Genomic DNA, 20,985 nt, shown 5'->3' with positions numbered 1-20,985 from the left:
ACCAAGAATCCCTAACAATACTTCGACCTGAGTGTTTTTTCAGAATAATGCCACTAGGTACGCCCATTAGTTTTCTTCAGCACGGCAAAAGGTGATTCTTTTTTACCGACTTCCGCGTCAATCGCTGCAGTAGTATCTGCTGAAGCCAACGGTAGATCCGGGCATACTGCATGTTTGGGCGATTGGGGTATTGCCAGTAGCGCCTCATCCTCTATCAAATCCATGACATTGAATGTCTTGCTACCCACTACAACATCGACCTCGTCATCCTCGAGCAATGCGTCAATTTCATCTGCATTTTCTTCGTTTTTGGCGAGTATCAATATGGATTCAGAGTCAATATCAAATGCAAACGGTGTCAAACAGCGCTGACACATCAACTGCACCGCGCCATTCACAGACAACTTCAACTGCGGATGACCCAGTTCGTCTTTTCCACCCTGTAGAGACCAGTCCAAAGCACCATCGGTGTTTGCACTTTCTTCTGCCAGACGTGGCAAATCTGCGACTAAAATGCTTCCCGAACGCTGCTCTTCGAGCCGGGAGAACGTGAAAGCGTCAATCACAAATGCTTGCATAGGATTATTTGAACCCAGAAAACCTGCGATAATAACAGGATTACACCTAAGTAGTCAAAGAAATGACGTGATTTTTTCACGTAATGGCTATGAAAATCAAAGAAAATGTTTTCACAATGCAAACAAATAAGCAGCTGACCAGGTTGATACTGGCATCCAGCTCAGTTTACCGCCGTGAATTGCTCGCCAGACTGCAATTCGCTTTTGAAAGTATAGCACCCGAACTTGATGAAAGCCCCAGGTCAGGCGAAAGCCCGGAACAAACTGCCCTGCGCCTGGCACAAGAAAAGGCTGTGGTGATAGCGAAAAATCAGCCCGGATCGATTATCATCGGGTCAGACCAGGTCGCAACACTGGACGGGCTTCAAATTGGTAAACCCGGCAATCATGAAGCGGCTTTACGGCAATTACAGCTCATGCGCGGTCGTGAAGTGGCGTTCCATACGGCCCTGTGTGTCCTGGATCATCGCCAACATGCCCCTTTTCCTGTACAAGTTCAGGATGTCTGCACAATGGTTAAATTCAGGAGTTTAAGCGATGCAGAGCTGGATGCCTATTTGCGAATAGAACAGCCATATGACTGTGCAGGCAGCGCCAAGAATGAAGGATTGGGAATCACCATCATAGAAAGCATCAAAAGTGATGACCCCACTGCTTTAACTGGCCTGCCGCTTATTGCCCTGACCAGCATGTTGCGCAATGCAGGTCTGAGTTTCTTCAAGCTCTGAAATTAAACCTTTGTACATTCCATAAATAAAAAATCAAAAACCCATGACAGGCACGCTTTACTTAATCCCCAATACCCTGGGTCTGAACGAAGATCAGCAAGTTAATTTACTTGCCAGCATCATTCCCGATACCGTACAAAAAATGACGGCAGAGCTCAGTCATTTCGTCGCTGAAAACGCTAAAACTACGCGCGCTTATCTGAAATACCTGTCGCAGGCACATCCACTGCAAAAAGCCATGCAGGAAATCCAGATCAGTGAATTGAATATCAATACACCGGCACAGGCATTGGAAGGCTTGTTGCAACCTTTGTTGCTAGGTCATGACGTAGGTCTGATATCTGAAGCTGGCGTGCCCGCCGTTGCCGATCCCGGCGCAAATCTGGTCAGGCTCGCTCATCAACGCAATATCAAGGTGCGCCCTCTGGTCGGCCCCTCATCGCTGTTGCTGGCTTTGATGGGCAGCGGGCTGAACGGACAAAGCTTTGCCTTTCACGGTTACTTGCCGACGGATGCAGCACTCCGAGCCAAGCGGATCAAGGAACTCGAAGAAAGATCAAAAAAGGAGAAGCAGACGCAACTACTCATAGAAACCCCCTACCGCAATGCTGCCATGCTGGAAGCACTGAGCAATCACTGCAGCCCAGGCACCCTGATATGCGTGGCAACAGATTTGAGCCTGGACACAGAATCACTGCAAACAAAAACTGCAGCCGAATGGAAAAGCAGTTTAAGCAAACAGCAAGGCCCTGATTTTCATAAAAAACCGACAGTTTTTCTGTTCTTAAGCAATTAAAAAGTGCACGACCGGTCGATTTTTTCTATTTGCGCTAAGATGTCTTCTTTCTGGAGGAATGCATATGCTGAATTTTGATTTTTATAACCCAACACAAATCCTGTTTGGTAAAGGGCGCATAGCCGACCTGAACAAAGCCATTCCGGCCGAAGCCCATGTGCTGATGCTGTATGGTGGTGGCAGCATCAAACAAAATGGTGTTTATGATGAAGTCATCGCAGCACTTGGCACACGCAAAGTCACCGAATTTACTGGTATAGAGCCAAACCCCAGCTATGAAACCCTGATGAAGGCCGTCGATCTCATCAAACAAAACAAGATCGATTTTTTGCTTGCAGTTGGCGGCGGCTCTGTCATTGACGGCACCAAATTCATCGCCGCTGCAGCACTGTTTGAAGGCGGCGATCCCTGGGCCATCATGGAAAAACGCGGCAGCAATGTAACCAAGGCCATGCCTTTTGGCAGCGTACTGACCTTGCCGGCTACCGGCTCTGAAATGAACAATGGTGGCGTCGTCACCCGCAAATCCATCAAGGCAAAAATGGCTTTCTCCAGCCGCCATTGCTTCCCGCAATTCTCGGTACTGGACCCGACCAAAACCTTTACCCTGCCAGTACGCCAGATAGGTAACGGCGCCGTTGATGCCTTTGTTCACGTCATGGAACAATACCTGACTTACCCGGTGAATTCACCAGTGCAAGACAGATTTGCCGAAGGCCTGCTGCTGACACTGATAGAAGAAGGCCCGAAAGCCCTGGCGAACCCAGAAGATTATGACGTGCGCGCCAATCTCATGTGGTGCGCCACCATGGCCCTGAATGGCATGATCTCGACTGGTGTACCACAAGACTGGGCAACGCATATGATAGGCCATGAACTGACAGCCTTGCATAACATCGACCACGCCCAAACCCTGGCTATAGTGCTGCCCAGCATGCTACGGGTACGCAAGGAAGGCAAGCGGGCAAAGTTGCTACAGTTTGCAGAACGCGTCTGGGGCTTACATGATGGTGACGAAGACAGCCGTATAGAAACAGCCATCAGCCGCATGCAGGATTACTTTGAGCAGATGGGCGTCAAAACCCGCCTCAGCGACTATCAGCTTGGCAGCGATGATATTGCTCCTATTCTATCAGCACTGGAAACCCACCGTATGGTCGGCCTGGGTGAAAAACGAGATGTGACGCTGGATGTCAGTCGTCAGGTATTGGAATTAAGTTTGTAGTGTGCATACATGGGACTTGTCATTTTCTGAAATAAAAAGATGGCAAGTCCCTGCAGATCCTGCCGTTACTTATTAACAACATCATTATCCGCGATTTTTGAAATTTTCATCCCCTTATACCCCACCCAACACAATCCTTCGCGTAAGCCCCTACCGAACTGCAATTCATTGACAATTCAGCCATCCCCCTTATCCAGCCTGACGCCGCCTCACACTGCATGCATTCCAAAGTTTGCATCAGCATCCAGAAAAGATAGTTTTTTCTTATATCTACGCACAAAAAATGACATATTGATTACGGAAAACTAGAGGTCGCATTCTAGAAAAAACAGTAATGCCGCCGTTTCCGCCCATGTTAAAAAGCTAATTCGCTGAAATTATTTAACTTCCACTGTCTTTGCATACTTGCTGCGGCTCCCGGCTCATGTCCCAAGGTATGAGTTGGTCGCAGTACCCATTTCAGCGGTCCAAGTTTCGCTCCTTTTATAACCAAACCTGAAGGACGTTCCATGAAATACCTTTTCAAACTGGCGGCCGTAGCTGCCTTGCTTTGCAGCCTCACTCCAGTACATGCCTTCCAGCAAGAGACCCATCGTCGCATCGCCATAGACGCGGTGAACTTCATGAAAAACAACCCAGACAAAACCAACTATAAGGCGCTGGCAAGTGGCCTGGCTCGCGCAGGGTATACCGTAGAGCAGTTTGCCACTGCCATGGGCCAGGGGGCATACGATGTCGATGATTTCGCCGACACCTACATCTGCGGCGCCACCACCGGCAATTGCCAGTTAGCACCTGTCTGGGGCGCTGCACAAAGCATCGTCAAATACACGTCTTACTGGCATTTCCAAAACCACACCTCAGGCCCTGATGTACATGGCAATCCTTTTGGCGGCTATAACTATGCCAAGCTTACTGTGGCCGGCGATGTAGATAATCTGGCGGCGTCCTGGCTGGTTGGTGATTATCTGGATGATGGCCCCGGCGGCATGAAGGGCTGGTTTGGCGACAGTAGCAAGTACAACAGTTATGGCATAACCGAAGCGCATTACCGCCATGGTGGTTATTCTACGCCCAGCCAATATGCCGATTTTGAAAAAATTCCTTTCCAGCCTATCGATAATCTGGCGCAATACTGGTTCCAGCAATTCCTCAGCAGCCCCAGTCTGCAAAGTCTGGGTTTTGTCATGCATTCGACCGACTTGCTGCAGCCACATCATACCTGGACCACCTCGGCCCGTAATCACTCTGGATGGGAGCAATGGGTCAACAGCTATTACTACAGCCAGAACTTGAATGACCCTGCCCTGGTCAACGCAGCTATGGCCGACTTCACGCCATTGGCACCCAATGCCACTGACATACGCCAATTGTTGACACAGGGCGGCACTTATTCTTATCAAAATGGCGGGATCGTGCTTTCCTCAACTGATCAGAACGACCGTATCCGGGTTGGGCGTATGGTAGTACCGCACGCGATTGCCATGATGGTTCACGTACTGAACCGTGCCGCCAACCGCCTGAATAGCTGAGGTTGACTATGTACAGACTAGGCATCAGCTTGCGATTAAAAATGAGCCTCACCATTATCAAGAATTGCCTGTCTGTACTGTGCCTGGCAATGTCCGCTACTGCCATTGCAGTGGACATTGCTCCTGCAGTGGCAGCGAACCAGATTGCACATCATCCAGAAGTGGTTGCACATCTGAATGGTACTCCTGTCCACAAACTGACACTGGAAGTACTTACCCAGATGGCACAACTGGAGAATCCAAAAACCGTGCGCGCCGACATCCTCGATAACATCCTCAGTAATCGTTTGCTCGCAGAAGATGCGCGTGAGAAATTTGCCGAAGAAGAACTGCAAGCATCCAGGCGAGTTGCGTTTGAACCTGATGTGATGCTGGACAACCAGCTCAGTGGTTATTTGCGCACCGTTTATCGCAAAGACCTGGAAACTGCCATCAGCAAACTTCCTGGCGGAAGATTGGATGCGCTAATCCAGGAACACGGTAAGCTGGATGAAGACCAGTTGAACGCCGTGTTTGGCGCCAGAAACAGGATTATGCTCGACTATAGTCTGAACCCAACTCAACAAACGGCAGCGACTCATGTACTTGTCTTGCGCAGCAACTTTGCAGCAGCCAGCAGCATCAGCTTGTATGCCGTATTCCGCCGCCAGAATGTGCAAGGGCGAGTGGAATTTTTCAACCGCAACCGTGATTTCATTCGCCAGCAAGCCCAGCTTTATCTCGCCAATTTGTATGTGCTTGACTGGGCGCGTCAGCGCTTTGGAGAGTCTGCGCTTAGTGATCTGAGAAGAGCATTGCAAGAGAAAAATTCGGTCCAGGCCGTCATGAGCCTGCATGGCATAGGTGCGGATACCGATTCTGAAAGCAGGCTGTTGAATCAGCTCGCAGCAGAAGTGAAGCCCAAAGAGGTGCAGGCTTATTTTCATAGCCATAAAGAAGAGTTCAAGCGAATTGTCTCGGTCAAAGCGCGCCATATACGCCTGGATAATGAGGAGCAAGCTCGCCAGGTCAGCGAACTGGCGCACCAGGGAGCTAATTTCGCCAGCCTCGCAAAACAATACTCAACAGCGCCTGATGCACAGCAAGGCGGCGACATGGGGCTCATCGCCCATCGGGGACAATTGTCCTGGCTGGAGCAATTGGCCTACATGCAAGAGCCTGGCAAAGTATCACCACCGATTCGCACTGCTGTCGCACCCAACGAGACGGCTCATTGGGAAATCGTTCTAGTAGAAAAACGCAATGACGGCTATCAGGACCCAGCTTCAGAGACTGTACGTTATCTGGCTAGCCGGGCTATAGCACAAGAGAAAGCTATTCGCCAGCTATCTTCTTTGCAGGCGCAATTACGCAAGAGCGCGAAAATTGAGATTAACCAGGCGGCATTACTTAATTAATCAACCAGCGAGGTGGGGCAACGATGAAAAGCATATTCATCGCAATTGCAATTACAGTAACGACAGGGCTGATGATCTGGCAATTGTGGCCGCAAGCTGACGATACTCAAACCCGGCAGCAAACGGCAGCACCATCCTCCAGCACCAGTAAGTTGGGTCCGCCGGAAAACATGCGCACGGATACATGGCCGCCACCATTTCCGGAACGAACCGACGAAAGAAAATTCGTACCCTTGCTACCCACAGGGCCAGAAATTTCTGCCGTTCAGAGCCTTGCTGCTACACGTGAGGGCGATCCTCGCACACCACCAATAGCCCGCAGCCAGGTCACTCAGGAAATGCCTACGGCCGCTGAACTGGCTGACCCCAAAGCCTACCAGCAATATGAAGCGAGGCAAAACGCACGACTGTATGCAGCTTATGTACTAGCTGCAGATGAGGAAATACCACGTCTGCGCGAAGCAATTGCCCGTGCACGCGACATGGGTATCGCGCCAGCAGAGCTTGCCAAAGGAGAAGAAAAATTACGCCGCATCACTGCGATGCAGGGACAGTTGATCAACGAGCATCCAGAATTACAAAATGGGACAACTGCCAGGAGCGGCCTGAAATAGTGCCTGCAGATTCAGTCACAGGATACCCACTTGATACGGTCATCTGCAAGTGAGTCGACCATGTAAAAGTTCGCTGGATCAAATTACACCTGGAATTTGATCCAGCACGACAATTATTTTTTGGCCGATTTTTGAATATGACAATTTGCATCCAGAAAGCGCATGGCGCCAGTGTACTTGGTATCCCAATCATCCATTAAATAATTACCGGCCTCTTCCACGAAATTATTCCAGTCTTCCAGCAAGCCTTCCTGCTTTTCGTGAGGTGCTGCTATTTTAATCCAGTCTGTTGCCAGTTCAGGATTAAATCCTTCATCACGAAATTTTTTCACCAGGCTTTTTGCCGTTTTTTCTGGCAATATCGTTTTAGGTGTAATGCCACCTACGATACAGACAAACAAAGTCAGCAAAGAATCGATATCGGTTTTCCCCTTGGTCAATTTCGTCCATTCCTTGGACACCAGGGCATCGTATTCAGAAGTGTCTTCGACTTCATGGTCGCGCAAATAATAGCGATCCTTGAGTTCATACACCAGCTTGTCGAGAGAGGCTGATTTATCTTGCAGGCGCGGCAGATCATGGGATTTGATCTCGCCCAGTATGCGCTCAACAATGGAATGAAATTTCTCAGGGATATCAGCCAGATCAATGGCAGACAATGCTTTTTTCAACTTTGCCGCGGAATATGCGCGGATAGCGTCGATCAGGCTGGCAAACTCCACCTGGTTTTGCAATGTCGCCTCAGCCTTGCCAAACATTTGCAACAATAAAGCGGTGCGGACTACTGATACGGCCTCTACATCCTCTTCTTTGAGGTAACTGGCAGACAAGCCCAGCTCTTCACCAAACCAGTAGCCCGCCTCGATTTCCAGCGCATTCATCTGCCGGTGCTCGAGCGTGTTCCTGTACTCAATTGGCTTTTCTTTGAGTGACCAGGCTTCCAGAAAATCCTCTACCTTACCTTTGGCTTCATGCCCCAGCAAGGCGTATTCTGGCATGGCAAACAATGCTTTCAGCAAACCTGAGCCACCGCGCGACAAAGTCAAAAAGGTATTGTCGCGTATCATTTTGGCAGCCAGTTCGAGATCTCCCTTGGTTGTTTCGATCAGATACAAGCTGGCCAGGTTGACTATACGTTTGCGTGCCGCTTCAATTTCAGGGCGCAGGTATTTACTACCGAAAGCATCCGCTATCTGCACCATGCCTTTTGGGGCTTCCGCCTCAATTGCAGCAATCTTGCTAGTAGAGATTATCGCCTTTTGCACGCCATAACGCAGCGCCGATTCAAAATAAGGGCGATTATCAAGCAGGGCAATTTCAAAAGTATTTTCAGGCATAAACACCAGAACAGAAGCAGGCTATGGAATTGAAAGGCAGGCAGAAAAACTCCTGCCTGCCACGTGCATCAAAATAACATCAATAATTACAAGGCAGACTCTTCGTCATCATCCTTATCGTCGCCATCATCATTATTTTTAGGACGTTCTTCCTGCTCTTCTTCAGCACTGCCCTCGCCGCCTTCCAATAATTCATCTTGTGCCAGACTTGCCTGGTAAGCCTTGTAACGTGCACGCAATTTCATCAACACTTCGCGGAAAATTTCTGGCAACTCATAACGCAGCAGGTAAGTCACCTGCATCCAGTCATGGTCTTCCAGATTCGCCATGTCCAAAGGCGATGCCAAACTCTCAGTGTCGCGCGTCAGATTGAGTAAATCATCATCACGCGCTTGCGTTTTATTGTCATCACCGTACTCATACAAATCGAAAGTCGCATAACGGTAGAAATGCTCCACCATTTGCGCCCTGTCCAGCAGATAATCGACGAGTGCATCATAGCCACCCTCCACTTCCGCGATTTCATACAAGAATTCTGCCGGATCAGCGCCCTCTCGGAAAATGACGGAATTGACCATGCCACGCAATTGCTCATGGGTCTGGTCGCCATAGCGACGTTCCAGCACCACAGCCTGGGCAAATTGTTCAGGCGTGACCAGCAGATTCACCAAAGACTCTTTGGAAGCATCGTATTCACGGATAATCGCCAGCAGATCCTTGGCCGGGAATTCATCCAGAGCGGCTACCAGTGCTTTGTCGCCTTCGGTTTCTGCCAGGTTGGCCAGTGCATGTTCAGCACCGGCAATATCACCCGCCTTGACCAGGCTTTGGGCTTCGATTAATGCAGGATAATTCATCTGTACTCCTATTCTTTGCGGTCAAAACCTTGCTCGGCCAACCAGTCCGCACCGGCTTCGCCCAGATCATAATCATCGCCATCATCACCGTCATCGCGACCATGTCTGCCGTACTGGCCGTCAAGATCGCCATGCTCTTTCAGCTCTTCATTTTCCTCATTGGCTTCCTTATCTTCGTCCTCGTCAGCACCAACTGCTGCGCTGGCTCCAGCCTTGCGCGTGGTGTTGCTACGATTCAGATATTCCAGCGCTGCAGCCGTTACCAGAAAGGTTTCACCATCTGCATCTTTCAAGACGATGCGGCTCAAGGGTTCCGCCCATGGTTCCAGCTTGACTGCAGCCGATACAGTTTTCCATGAAGGGAAGTTGCCTGCTTCTTTAGTAATCAAAGATTCCATCGTCAGTGGATTCATGAAGATGAAGCCCTCATGGAAAGCCACAGCCAACATTTCAGGATTGCTTGCCATCATCGGCAACAACATAGGCAATTGTTCTGCCTTTTCGCGCAATCTGGCTTTGAGGACGTTTTTGCCCTCGGAATCGGATTTCAAATCATCCAATTCAGCCTTATAGAGCGGAATAATATCTTCAAAAAAACGCGACAATTTCACTGCAATACTCCTGATAAATAATTTTTCCAGATTTCGGTCGCTGTCTCGATAGGAGAATCCAGCAAATTGCGCCTACGATTTTCATCATAGGCCGTACGGGCAGCTTCGTCCGACAAAATATCGTAAGCTTCTTTGACCGCATGGAATTTTTCCGGCGCCAGTTCAGAATCATTCCTGTCTGGATGAAACTCTGCAGCCTTTTGACGAAACGCCTTCTTGACGTCTGCCAGACTCGCATTGGTGGCAATACCGAGAATAAAATAATAGTCTTTCATACACACCCTTGGCTTGCACTCGGACTTGAATTGATACTGCAGATCAGCAGCGAAGAACAAGGAAATCCATTTACATGGATTCCCCTATGCAGGAGCAAGCCAGAATCAACTAGTCCTGTGGATGCATCTTAATGGTGATGACCGTGTTCACCATGCACATGACCGTGCACAACTTCTTCATCAGTAGCTGCACGAACTTCCAGCACTTCAGCATCAAAACGTATGGTCATGCCAGCCAGAGGATGGTTACCATCTACAGTGACCACGCCTGCATCGATCGCAGTAACGCGGAACTGCATGGTTTCGCCAGTTTCTGGCTCACGTGTTTCAAACATCATGCCCACTTCAATATCAGGAGGGAAAGCGCTGATATCTTCTTCACGCACAAATTCTGGATCAAATTCGCCAAAACCTTCTTCTGGTGCCAAAGTCACGGAAACTTTGTCACCTACGACTTTACCATCCAGCGCGGCCTCAACTGCTGGCAAAATATTATCATATCCACCATGCAAATAAACGATGGGCTGCTGATTCTGGTCGATGACCTCGCCCTCAGCACTGAACATAGTGTAATTCAAAGTGACAGCGGTATTTTGTGTGATTTGCATGACAAATAAATAGAGTAATTGCGCATTACTGCGACAAGATTGAACTGAGTGACTAGATATAAAGCCATATATAGCCTATGAGCACCCATTTCAATAGGCTAACCGCGCATTGTAGCAGAGCCGCCTTCTATTTTTGGCGTTTGCTGCCATTGCTCGCCTTTCTCGGCTACTTGAAACCTTCTTTGAGCAATACGAACCGGGAACTTAGCTTAGTTATCGCAAGGCATTATTATCTAGTGAGAAATAAAAACCGCCAACGGCGGTTTTTAAAGTGTGCTTGATTGCTGAAATCCTTATCAAACACCAATTTTTTCAAGCATCGTACCCAATTCACGTAAGGCTGGCTCCAGCTTTGGATGCTGCGCAGCAAATTTTGCCGACAGGGCTTGCGACCTTTCGCTCAGGGCGGCGAAGACAGGGTCATCATGATCTTGTGTCGTTGCCAGGACATGCCGGATATCCTCGTTCAATTTCTCCAGCAAGGATTTTAGCTCGTCGTCAACTTCTTCAGTGTTTGCCAGTTCTTGATGCAGCAGACCCAGCAGATGTTTCAATTGCTCTTGTTTCATATTTTTTCTCCTTGATGGAACATTCTTAGTTTAGTTGGAGTTTAGTTGCTAATTCGCGGAAAAACCAGTACCACAGCTTCAGCAGCTATGCCTTCTTCCCTGCCCAGGTAACCCAGGCGTTCATTCGTTTTTGCCTTGATATTGACCTGGTTGATATTTACCTGCATGTCCTCTGCGATATTTGCCACCATGCCTGTAATATGCGGTGCCATCTTGGGTGCCTGGGCAATGATGGTGGCATCCAGATTACCCACCTCATACCCGGCAGCATGAATACGCTTGACGGCTTCGCGCAATAAAACGCGCGAATCGGCACCGGCAAAGCGTGTATCGGTATCCGGGAAATGCTTGCCTATATCACCCAGGGCTACAGATCCAAACAGTGCATCGGTAATCGCATGCAATAACACGTCAGCATCTGAATGCCCCAGCAAACCAGTGGTGTGCGGGATGCTCACCCCGCCAATAATCAATTTGCGACCAGGCACCAGTGCATGACAGTCATAACCTTGACCTATTCTGAACGGTAACATCTTATTTTGCATCAAGCTTCCTTTATTCTGGCTGGCTATTCAAATACTGGGCGATCAATGCCATATCGCTGGGCAGAGTCAGCTTCATGTTGCGCACATGGCCTTCCACCATTATGGGGGCGTGCCCAGCAGCTTCAATAGCACTGGCTTCATCGGTGACCTGATCTGCTGCATCCAGAGCGTCGCACAATAGCTGATAACGGAACATTTGCGGGGTTTGTGCCAGCCATAAGCCATCACGAGGAATTGTTTGAACTTTGCCGTTTTCTACCCGTTTGACGGTATCAACTACTGGTAAAGCCAGCAAGCCGCCGACAGCACTGTCAGCAACCTGATCAATTAAATGCTGCAGCAGGCCGGATGTCAAACCCGGCCTGGCGGCATCGTGGACGAGCACCCAATCCTTATTACCCAAAGTAGCAGCTAATTTGCTCAAGCCATTTCTGACTGTATCCCTGCGGCTGGCACCGCCGCAACGCAAGACGGTCAGGTTTTCTGCTTTTGCCAGATATTCATCGACATATGCATCATCAGGGCTGACAAGGACATAGGTATGCTGTATTTTAGAAAACGTCAGGAAGGCATCGACAGTGTATTGCAATACTGATTTGCCACTTATTGACATATATTGCTTCGGCGTCGTCGCCCCCATGCGAGAACCCACTCCGGCAGCAGGAATCAGCGCAACATAGCGAGGCGTATCTACCACCTTTTCGGCGTCAAAATGAAGTTCTTGCAATTGTTTTTCCATGAATGTCACATGCTCTTGAAGCTGCTCCAATATGAAAGAGCCCCTTCGTTTATAATTAGGCGCTCATTTTAACCGCGTATCTTGTTCCGTAAGTAGCTTTTACGGCATCCCACATGTATAGCCGCAATGTCATTTGATTTCAGCAAATCCTTAGCAAAACCTGGCCATAAACTGGCACTTCCCAATTTGCATGGTTCTTCCGATGCTTATGCCCTGGCGCAAGCTGCGACGGCTCTCAAGGCTGAAAAACGCATGCTGACCATTTTTGTAGCCAACCCTGGAGATGCCCAGCGCCTGCTGGATGAAATCCCCTGGTTTAATACAGAACTGCGCTGCCATTTGCTGCCAGACTGGGAAACCCTGCCTTACGACGCCTTTTCGCCGCATCAGGACCTGGTATCTGAGCGTCTGGCCAGCCTGTATGAAATCCAGAATGGCAATTGCGATGTCTTGCTGGCCCCGGCAACGACGGCATTGTTGCGCATGGCACCGCCCTCTTTCCTGGCCGCCTACACCTTCTTTTTCAAAAAAGGTGATCGACTTGATGAGGCAAAGCTAAAAACCCAACTGACCCTGGCAGGTTATAGCCATGTCAACCAGGTGATGTCGCCGGGTGAATATTCTGTGCGCGGCGGTTTGATAGACTTGTTCCCCATGGGTTCGGCCCTGCCTTACCGCCTGGATCTGTTTGGCGACACCATAGAAACCATACGCACTTTTGATGCTGATACCCAGCGTTCGCTCTACCCTGTGCCGGAGGTGCGCCTGTTGCCTGGTCGCGAATTCCCTATGGATGAACCGGCACGTGCTGCCTTTCGCAGCCGCTGGCGCGAAACCTTTGAGGGTGATCCGTCGCGCTCCAGCATCTATAAGGATATAGGCAATGGCATACCTTCAGCCGGTATAGAATATTATCTGCCGCTGTTCTTTGAGCAAACTGCCACCCTGTTTGATTACTTGCCGGAAGCGCCGCATTTTGCGCTGATCGGCGATATTGACGATGCCATCCGACGTTTCTGGAACGATACTCGCTCACGCTACCAGTTTTTAAAATCCGACCGTGAACGCCCGGTGCTGGCACCAGAGACCGTGTTTTTACGCGATGAAGACTTCTTTGCCGCCATGAAACCGCTGGCGCGCTGGACCATCGCAGAAGCAGACAAGGCTGCTGCCGCGTCCGAAGTGTCCAGCTTTTTACCAGATATCGCCGTCAATCGCCGTGCTGACGATCCGTTGACAAACTTGCGCTCCTTCCTGCTGCAAACAGATAAGCGAGTAATGATTTGCGCCGAGACTTTGGGGCGGCGTGAAACCTTGCAGCAGTATTTCACTGAATACGATATTCGTCTGAGTCTGTGCGAAGGATATACCGATTTTGCGACAGCAGATGCCAAGCTGATGCTGGGCGTTGCGCCCCTGCACGCGGGTTTTGTGCTGGCCGATGGCCTGGCCTTTGTTACCGAAGCCGAACTGTATGCCGGTAGTGGCAAGCGCATAGGCCGCAAAAAGCAGGAAGCTGTCACCCAGGTTGAACACATGGTGCGCGACCTGTCAGAATTGAAAATCGGTGACCCCGTCGTCCATAGCAACCATGGCATAGGCCGCTACATGGGCCTGATCAACATGGATCTGGGCGAAGGCGAAACCGAATTTCTGCATCTGGAATATGCGAAAGACACCAAGCTGTATGTACCAGTATCGCAATTGCATGTAATTTCACGCTATTCTGGTGCCTCGCCTGATGATGCGCCTTTGCACAGTCTGGGTTCAGGTCAGTGGGAAAAAGCCAAGAAAAAAGCTGCGCAACAAATTCGCGATACTGCAGCCGAACTGCTAAACCTGTATGCCCGCCGCGCGGCACGTAAAGGTCATGCCTTTGAATATTCTGCACGCGATTATGAAGCCTTTGCCGACAGCTTTGGCTTTGATGAAACCCCGGACCAGGCAGCCGCCATTACCGCCGTGATTGGCGACATGACCTCAGGCAAGCCCATGGACAGGCTGATCTGCGGCGACGTTGGCTTTGGCAAGACAGAGGTCGCCCTGCGTGCTGCCTTTGTAGCCGTCATGGGTGGCAAGCAAGTCGCCATCCTGGCACCTACCACGCTGCTGGCCGAACAACACGCCCAGACTTTTGCTGACCGCTTTGCCGCCTGGCCGGTGAAGATTGCCGAATTATCGCGCTTCCGTTCTGGCAAGGAAATCAGTATCGCCATGAAAGGCATGGGTGACGGCACTGTTGATATCGTCATTGGCACGCATAAACTGCTGTCTGCTGATGTCAAATTCTCTCGCCTTGGCCTGGTCATCATTGATGAAGAGCATCGCTTTGGTGTACGCCAGAAAGAAGCCTTGAAGGCCTTACGTGCAGAAGTCGATGTACTGACGCTGACAGCGACACCGATACCACGCACTCTGGGCATGGCACTGGAAGGCTTGCGTGACTTTTCTGTTATCGCCACTGCACCGCAAAAGCGTTTAGCAATCAAGACCTTTGTACGCGGCGAAGATGATTCTGTCATCCGCGAAGCCTGCTTGCGTGAACTGAAACGTGGTGGGCAAGTGTATTTTCTGCACAATGAAGTTGAAACCATAGAAAATCGCAAGGCCATGCTGGAAGCCTTGCTCCCAGAAGCACGCGTCGTCGTCGCGCATGGCCAGATGCATGAGCGTGACCTGGAAAAAGTCATGCGTGACTTTGTGGCCCAGCGTCATAATATTTTGCTGTGTACCACGATTATCGAAACCGGTATCGACGTACCGACTGCCAATACCATCATCATGCACCGGGCCGACAAATTCGGCCTGGCGCAGTTGCACCAATTGCGTGGCCGCGTCGGTCGCTCGCATCACCAGGCTTATGCCTACTTGCTGGTACATGATGTGCAGAGCCTGACCAAGCAGGCGAATCGGCGCCTCGAAGCCATCCAGCAGATGGAAGAACTGGGCAGCGGCTTTTACCTGGCCATGCATGACCTGGAAATTCGTGGTGCTGGCGAAGTGCTGGGTGATAACCAGTCAGGCGAAATGCATGAGATAGGCTTCCAGATGTATTCCGACATGCTTAGTGAAGCAGTACGCTCGCTGAAGAATGGCAAGGAACCCGATCTGGCCGCACCACTGTCAACTACGACAGAAATCAATCTGCACATACCCGCCCTGCTGCCGAATGAATTCTGTGGTGATGTGCATGAACGTCTGTCCATCTACAAGCGATTGGCCAACTGCAGCAGCGCCAACGGTATTGATGACATGCAGGAAGAAATGATAGACCGCTTTGGCAAACTGCCAGAACCCGTCAAATCACTGCTGGAAACCCATAGACTGCGCGTTGCAGCCAAGCCGCTGGGCATCATCAAGATTGACGCCCACAGCGAAGCCGCAACTCTGCAATTTGAACCCAAGCCTCCAATAGACGGCATGCGCATCATAGAACTCGTGCAAAAGAACAAGCACATCAAACTCAACGGTCAGGACAAACTACGCATCACAGCCGCCATGCCCGACCTCGCCAGCCGCGTAGCCCAGATCAAGGCCACCATCAAGGCACTGCATTAATTAATTGAATAAAATATTTGAAGAAAAAGAGACAACCATGCATTTGACCATACAAGGTTTGAACAACACGCTCAGCAGTAACACTGCACTTATCCAGGATATCGCCAGCCAGACCAAGGCAAAACTGGTACAACTGAATGCCAAGGCAGTGCGCCTCGACAATGCAGAATGCGATGAGCAGGCCTTGAGCGGGATACGCGAACGCTGCTTCGCTGCCCAACTGGATGTCACCGCTCTGGACAAGCAACTTGCTATGACAGATTTCAAACTGGTCGCCATGGACATGGATTCGACCCTGATCACCATAGAATGCATCGATGAAATCGCTGACATGCAGGGCTTGAAACCGCAAGTGGCAGAAATTACCGAAGCCGCAATGCGCGGCGAGCTGGAATTCCAGGAAAGCCTGATCCGCCGCGTCGCCCTGCTCAAAGGCCTGGATGCCAGCGCCCTTCAACGCGTATATGACGAACGCCTGCAATTATCGCTGGGAGCAGACCAGATGCTGAAGACCATACAGCAAGCCGGTGTCAAGACCTTGCTGGTATCCGGTGGTTTTACTTTCTTCACCGACCGCATGAAATCCCGTCTGAACCTTGACTATACCCACTCCAATGTACTTGAGATTGAGAATGGCAAACTGACCGGCAAAGTCATAGGCACTATCGTTGATGCCGACGAAAAACAAAGAACCGTGGAACGCGTCTGTGCCGAGATGGGCATCCCCACCAGCCAGGCCATCGTCATGGGTGACGGTGCAAATGATTTGAAGATGATGAAAATCTCCGGTTTGTCTGTCGCATTCAGGGCCAAGCCTGTGGTGCGCGCGCAGGCAGATGTGGCCTTGAATTTTGTGGGATTGGATGGCGTATTGAATTTGCTTTGAACAAAATAGTTTTTTTATGGCCTACACCGCAAGGAATTAAACTGGCGTAGGCAACTGATCTATTTGAGCTTGCTTGATACCTGCACCTCCAAGTGATTACCAGGATGTACGGGATCACGGTTTCTGTCGCTTATTCTGGCCACAGAATCCGGCTTTTCCAAATATGCCTGGTAAGTTCTTTTCGCATGTATGTAATCATTGTACGTAAAAGCTATCCCGCCATTCCATGTCAGGCCCAATGGAATGCCCTCAAATTTTTCAATAAAGGCCAACAGCCCTTCTTTGAGGATCAGTTCGGGATATTCATTCTTCTTTATTTTGGCTTCTACGTGCAAATTTACATTGTTTTTGAAAGCCTCCCATGCTTCGATGCTGACCCCAGCCTGCGCACTGACTTCCGCCCTTATTTTGTCGAGATCAGCGCTTGTCAAGGACTTCGGCACTGACGTATATACTGTCACGTTGGGTTTGCTGGCATCAATAATCACATAGCCGGGGGCTGCTATCACTGGCATAGCTGTCATCAGCAAAATGGTGAAAACGACGATGATGTTTCTGAGCATGTGCATTTCCTTGCAGGGCAAAGTTGTAGAGGAAATACAAGTCTGCAGCATTGAACCAAGCACAGCAACAAACTGCTAAAAAGTCGCGTTTTTTTATACAGTGCGTATTATCAGAAACCATCATGGGCGAGTCATTGAGTGTCGCTATTGAAGCGCTGAAACTACTTTGATACATGTATATACAAGTAATGCTGCGATTAAGCTATTGTTACCAAAAGGCTGCCACCACTTTGCTCTGCTTCTGTTAAAGCACGCTGTAGTAAATTAACTGCAATGACAGCGTCTTCATCGCCATTCAAAATTCCTTCAAAAGAATCAAGCTCGGTTTTTAACTCGATAATTTCGTGAGGGCATAGCCAGGACAATCTAAACACTCCGTCAGGTGACTTGAATGAATAATCTGGGCACTCAGCTACAGTTCGCCCTTTAAACAAAAGCATCTGATAGTAATCAGACGCGCAATTGGAACAATCAGGCAATACGTCTGAAAGCGCATCTGGATAATGATAGTATTTCATAGGCGAGCTGATATATTCATTTCGGTCGTTATGGAGTAAGTCCCAATACTCAAAAACAATCTCATCGATGAGCTCTGCTTCTTCAATATTCGAAGCAATGAGCGCAGCAGCTCCTCTTTCGATATTGTCCAATACTTTCTCTTTAAACATTTTGGGGAAATCATCTGGCCATTCTTCCATAATTGGAAAAAATTCTTCTGAAAATCTGTTGATGTCTGCAAGAAAGCACTCCCTAAACCCACCGGCTCCTACTAACTGGTATTGAACGCGTGTTCCCATTACTCGTTTCCACTTATGTAAATTTCATCTCCAGATAATATAACGGTATTAATGGAATGAACAAATGTGCCCCAATTAATAGTACGAACGTTCTATTATTTGAGTTAGAATAGTTTTCGCTCATCCAGCACATCCACCTGTGCCAGGAGTAAGATCATACAAAAACTGAAACAATTTGGAGGCACCGATGTTCGAAGAATTCATGGGCACCATGCCGGTAGCAGAGCGTCAGAAATTTGATGTGGCGGCACTGGCAGACTATATGCGTCAGCATGTGGAAGGTTTCAACGCTTCGCTGGCAGACAAGCTGGTGGTGGAGCAATTCAAGGGTGGGCAGTCCAACCCCACTTTCAAACTCAGTGCGGGCGAGCAGCGTTATGTTATGCGTGCCAAGCCTGGCCCGGTAGCAAAGCTACTACCTTCTGCACATGCCATAGAACGTGAATTCAAGGTCATGAATGCCTTGAACAAAGCAGGCTTTCCGGCAGCACGGCAATATGCGTTGTGCACCGATGAGGATGCATTGGGGCGCGCATTTTACATCATGGAATTTGTTGATGGTCGGGTGCTTTGGGATCAATCTCTGCCCGGCATGACGCCAGCTCAACGCGGTGAAATCTACGACGAAATGAATCGCGTCATCGCGCAATTGCACACCATCGACTACGCCGCCATCGGTCTGGCCGACTACGGCAAGCCTGGCAACTACTTTGCCCGTCAGATAGACCGCTGGACCAAGCAATATCGCGCTTCCGAGACTGAAAAGATAGAAGCGATGGACAATCTTATTGAGTGGCTGCCACACAATATCCCGCCTGGTGATGATACCAGCATCGTGCATGGCGATTACCGCCTCGACAATATGATGTTCCACCCGACCGAACCACGCATCATGGCAATATTGGATTGGGAGCTCTCTACGCTCGGCCATCCCCTGGCTGATTTTTCATATCACTGCATGAGCTGGCATGTCACGCCTGGCCAGTTCCGTGGCATTGCCGGTCTTGATCACAAGGCATTGGGCATCCCGAATGAGCAGGAATACATTGCCAAGTATTGCGAACGCACAGGTAAAACCATACGCCAGGAAGATTTCAATTTTTATCTGGCCTACAACCTGTTCCGCATGGCCGGGATTTTGCAAGGCATCATGAAACGCTATGTTGATGGCACGGCATCCAGCGCACAGGCCAAGAAATCTGGAGAAGCAGCTCGCCCCATGGCTGAGCTGGGCTGGAGCTACGCTAAAAAGTAATCATCTATTCAGACGGCACATTTTCTCAGTTCCAAAACAACGCAAAACGACAATACCATTGGAGACAATATGGAATTCGAATACTCAGATCGCTGTAAAGATTTACAAGGCAGGCTATTGCGTTTCATGGATGAACATATTTATCCTAATGAAAAGGCGTATAAGGAAGAAATTGACCGCAATGGTCTGGAAAAAGGCAATCGCTGGATCGCCACCCAGATCATCGAAGATTTAAAGCCAAAAGCACGTGCACAAGGTTTGTGGAATTTATTCCTACCAAAATCGGTACGTGCGCCAGAAGGCCTGTCGAACCTGGATTACGCGCCACTTTGCGAAATCATGGGTCGCGTAAGTTGGGCGCCAGAAGTATTCAATTGCTCCGCGCCAGATACTGGCAATATGGAAACCATAGAACGCTATGGCAGCGAGGAACACAAGAAGCAATGGCTGGAACCACTCTTGCGCGGCGAAATCCGTTCTGCCTTTGCCATGACCGAACCTGGCGTTGCCTCATCTGACGCCACCAATATCGAAACCCGCATAGACCGCGATGGCGATGACTATGTCATCAATGGTCACAAGTGGTGGATATCTGGCGCAGGTGACCCTCGTTGTGCGGTGTATATATTGATGGGCAAGACCGATTTCAATGCCGCGCGCCACTCACAACAATCCATGATACTGGTAGATGCCAAAACTACGGGCATAACAGTTGTCCGCCCTCTTCCCGTATTTGGTTACGACGATGCACCACATGGTCATTGCGAAATCCTGTTTGAAAACGTGCGTGTACCTGCATCGAATATTCTTTTAGGTGAAGGCCGGGGTTTTGAGATTGCCCAGGGGCGCCTTGGCCCTGGGCGCATCCATCACTGCATGCGTGCCATCGGTGTCGCAGAAAGAGCGCTGGAATTAATGTGCAAACGTCTGAACAGCCGCACCGCCTTTGGCAAGAAAATCTCAGAACAAAGTATCTGGCGTGAGCGCATTGCCGAATCGCGCATACAAATCGACACGGCACGTCTGCTGACACTAAAGGCGGCTTACATGATGGATACTGTAGGCAACAAGCATGCACAGGCAGAGATTGCCATGATCAAGGTATTGGCACCCAATGTCACACAGCAAGTGCTGGACTGGGCCATACAAGCGCATGGTGCTGGCGGTGTTTCTGGCGACTTCCCGCTGGCGGCACAATGGGCTGGCAATCGTACCCTACGCCTGGCAGATGGCCCGGATGAAGTGCACAGAAATGCGATCGCCAAACTGGAACTGGCCAAGCACATCAGCCTGACGGAAGACCTGGGTTTGCCAATTACCCGTTCCTAAGCAAATAAGTCTGAATTGAGTCCGTGCGCATTTCGATAACAACATGAGTTGCGCACGACTATACTCTTGATATTATTTGGTACGAAAAATCACATTAACGGATTTTTGTATATTAATGCCCCTGTCAAAGACAAATCACTCATGGCAGGTTTTTCGCCTGCATTACCTCCTGATCCGGCGCTAATA

The 20,985-nt window shown here is 49.6% G+C and carries 21 protein-coding genes; 10 read left to right on the top strand and 11 right to left on the bottom strand.

What is annotated here, in order from left to right:
* Positions 1 to 53: 53 nt before the first annotated feature.
* Positions 54 to 578, bottom strand: a complete 525-nt coding sequence (locus H8L47_RS00850) for a YceD family protein (RefSeq protein ID WP_186951352.1) — start codon at positions 576 to 578, stop codon at positions 54 to 56.
* 116 nt (positions 579 to 694) lie between these two features.
* Between H8L47_RS00850 and H8L47_RS00845 the strand changes: the two genes are divergently transcribed.
* The 6 genes from H8L47_RS00845 to H8L47_RS00820 all read left to right on the top strand — a co-directional run bounded on the left by H8L47_RS00845 (position 695) and on the right by H8L47_RS00820 (position 6,870).
* Positions 695 to 1,306, top strand: a complete 612-nt coding sequence (locus H8L47_RS00845) for a Maf-like protein (RefSeq protein WP_329605347.1) — start codon at positions 695 to 697, stop codon at positions 1,304 to 1,306.
* Between the two features lie 43 nt (positions 1,307 to 1,349).
* The gene (locus H8L47_RS00840) at positions 1,350 to 2,102 is read left to right on the top strand and encodes an SAM-dependent methyltransferase (protein WP_186951351.1); all 753 of its coding nucleotides are present in this window, start codon (positions 1,350 to 1,352) and stop codon (positions 2,100 to 2,102) included.
* Between the two features lie 64 nt (positions 2,103 to 2,166).
* The gene (locus tag H8L47_RS00835) at positions 2,167 to 3,327 is read left to right on the top strand and encodes an iron-containing alcohol dehydrogenase (protein ID WP_186951350.1); all 1,161 of its coding nucleotides are present in this window, start codon (positions 2,167 to 2,169) and stop codon (positions 3,325 to 3,327) included.
* Between the two features lie 509 nt (positions 3,328 to 3,836).
* Entirely contained in the window at positions 3,837 to 4,859 is a 1,023-nt protein-coding gene (locus H8L47_RS00830) for a phospholipase C/P1 nuclease family protein (RefSeq protein WP_186951349.1), read from the top strand.
* Positions 4,860 to 4,900: 41 nt separating this feature from the next.
* On the top strand, positions 4,901 to 6,256 hold the full coding sequence (locus H8L47_RS00825; RefSeq protein WP_186951348.1) for a peptidylprolyl isomerase: 1,356 nt from the start codon (positions 4,901 to 4,903) through the stop codon (positions 6,254 to 6,256).
* A 23-nt stretch (positions 6,257 to 6,279) separates the two neighbouring features.
* On the top strand, positions 6,280 to 6,870 hold the full coding sequence (locus H8L47_RS00820) for a hypothetical protein (protein WP_186951347.1): 591 nt from the start codon (positions 6,280 to 6,282) through the stop codon (positions 6,868 to 6,870).
* Positions 6,871 to 6,983: 113 nt separating this feature from the next.
* On the opposite strand, the gene H8L47_RS00815 is transcribed toward H8L47_RS00820, so the two are convergent.
* The 8 genes from H8L47_RS00815 to ispD form a co-directional block, all read right to left on the bottom strand.
* Complete coding sequence (locus H8L47_RS00815; RefSeq protein ID WP_186951346.1) at positions 6,984 to 8,207, bottom strand: hypothetical protein; 1,224 nt, start codon at positions 8,205 to 8,207, stop codon at positions 6,984 to 6,986.
* An 86-nt stretch (positions 8,208 to 8,293) separates the two neighbouring features.
* Positions 8,294 to 9,064, bottom strand: a complete 771-nt coding sequence (locus tag H8L47_RS00810; RefSeq protein WP_186951345.1) for a hypothetical protein — start codon at positions 9,062 to 9,064, stop codon at positions 8,294 to 8,296.
* Between the two features lie 8 nt (positions 9,065 to 9,072).
* On the bottom strand, positions 9,073 to 9,675 hold the full coding sequence (locus tag H8L47_RS00805) for a hypothetical protein (RefSeq protein WP_186951344.1): 603 nt from the start codon (positions 9,673 to 9,675) through the stop codon (positions 9,073 to 9,075).
* Positions 9,672 to 9,950, bottom strand: coding sequence for a DnaJ domain-containing protein (locus H8L47_RS00800; protein ID WP_110253570.1), 279 nt, complete (start codon positions 9,948 to 9,950; stop codon positions 9,672 to 9,674). The genes H8L47_RS00805 and H8L47_RS00800 overlap by 4 nt, the downstream gene beginning before the upstream one ends.
* A gap of 128 nt (positions 9,951 to 10,078) precedes the next feature.
* Positions 10,079 to 10,558, bottom strand: a complete 480-nt coding sequence (locus H8L47_RS00795; protein WP_186951343.1) for an FKBP-type peptidyl-prolyl cis-trans isomerase — start codon at positions 10,556 to 10,558, stop codon at positions 10,079 to 10,081.
* A gap of 296 nt (positions 10,559 to 10,854) precedes the next feature.
* Positions 10,855 to 11,127 carry a DUF4404 family protein gene (locus tag H8L47_RS00790; RefSeq protein WP_186951342.1) on the bottom strand — a complete coding sequence of 91 codons (273 nt, stop codon included), beginning with the start codon at positions 11,125 to 11,127 and terminating at the stop codon, positions 10,855 to 10,857.
* A gap of 41 nt (positions 11,128 to 11,168) precedes the next feature.
* Positions 11,169 to 11,672, bottom strand: a complete 504-nt coding sequence (gene ispF, locus H8L47_RS00785; protein WP_230413533.1) for a 2-C-methyl-D-erythritol 2,4-cyclodiphosphate synthase — start codon at positions 11,670 to 11,672, stop codon at positions 11,169 to 11,171.
* Positions 11,673 to 11,682: 10 nt separating this feature from the next.
* Positions 11,683 to 12,411 (bottom strand): 2-C-methyl-D-erythritol 4-phosphate cytidylyltransferase, encoded by a 729-nt coding sequence (gene ispD / locus H8L47_RS00780; RefSeq protein ID WP_186951341.1) that lies wholly within the window; start codon positions 12,409 to 12,411, stop codon positions 11,683 to 11,685.
* A 126-nt stretch (positions 12,412 to 12,537) separates the two neighbouring features.
* On the opposite strand from ispD, the gene mfd reads away from it, so the two are divergent.
* Together mfd and serB are read left to right on the top strand one after the other, a co-directional pair.
* Positions 12,538 to 15,969 carry a transcription-repair coupling factor gene (gene mfd, locus H8L47_RS00775; protein ID WP_186951340.1) on the top strand — a complete coding sequence of 1,144 codons (3,432 nt, stop codon included), beginning with the start codon at positions 12,538 to 12,540 and terminating at the stop codon, positions 15,967 to 15,969.
* A 37-nt stretch (positions 15,970 to 16,006) separates the two neighbouring features.
* Entirely contained in the window at positions 16,007 to 16,855 is an 849-nt protein-coding gene (gene serB / locus H8L47_RS00770; RefSeq protein WP_186951339.1) for a phosphoserine phosphatase SerB, read from the top strand.
* 59 nt (positions 16,856 to 16,914) lie between these two features.
* Here the strand turns inward: serB and H8L47_RS00765 are convergent, their stop codons facing one another.
* Together H8L47_RS00765 and H8L47_RS00760 are read right to left on the bottom strand one after the other, a co-directional pair.
* Positions 16,915 to 17,379 (bottom strand): hypothetical protein, encoded by a 465-nt coding sequence (locus H8L47_RS00765; RefSeq protein WP_186951338.1) that lies wholly within the window; start codon positions 17,377 to 17,379, stop codon positions 16,915 to 16,917.
* Positions 17,380 to 17,615: 236 nt separating this feature from the next.
* Positions 17,616 to 18,215, bottom strand: coding sequence for a hypothetical protein (locus H8L47_RS00760; protein WP_186951337.1), 600 nt, complete (start codon positions 18,213 to 18,215; stop codon positions 17,616 to 17,618).
* Between the two features lie 187 nt (positions 18,216 to 18,402).
* Here H8L47_RS00760 and H8L47_RS00755 point away from each other — a divergent pair, with 187 nt between their 5' ends.
* On the top strand, positions 18,403 to 19,470 hold the full coding sequence (locus H8L47_RS00755) for a phosphotransferase family protein (protein ID WP_186951336.1): 1,068 nt from the start codon (positions 18,403 to 18,405) through the stop codon (positions 19,468 to 19,470).
* 69 nt (positions 19,471 to 19,539) lie between these two features.
* The gene (locus H8L47_RS00750) at positions 19,540 to 20,799 is read left to right on the top strand and encodes an acyl-CoA dehydrogenase family protein (protein ID WP_186951335.1); all 1,260 of its coding nucleotides are present in this window, start codon (positions 19,540 to 19,542) and stop codon (positions 20,797 to 20,799) included.
* The last annotated feature ends 186 nt before the right edge of the window (positions 20,800 to 20,985 follow it).

The organism is Undibacterium umbellatum, from assembly GCF_014284125.1.
GTDB lineage: Bacteria > Pseudomonadota > Gammaproteobacteria > Burkholderiales > Burkholderiaceae_D > Undibacterium > Undibacterium umbellatum.
The sequence above is the reverse complement of the archived record's forward strand: the minus strand, read 5'-3'. Positions and strand labels throughout refer to the sequence as shown.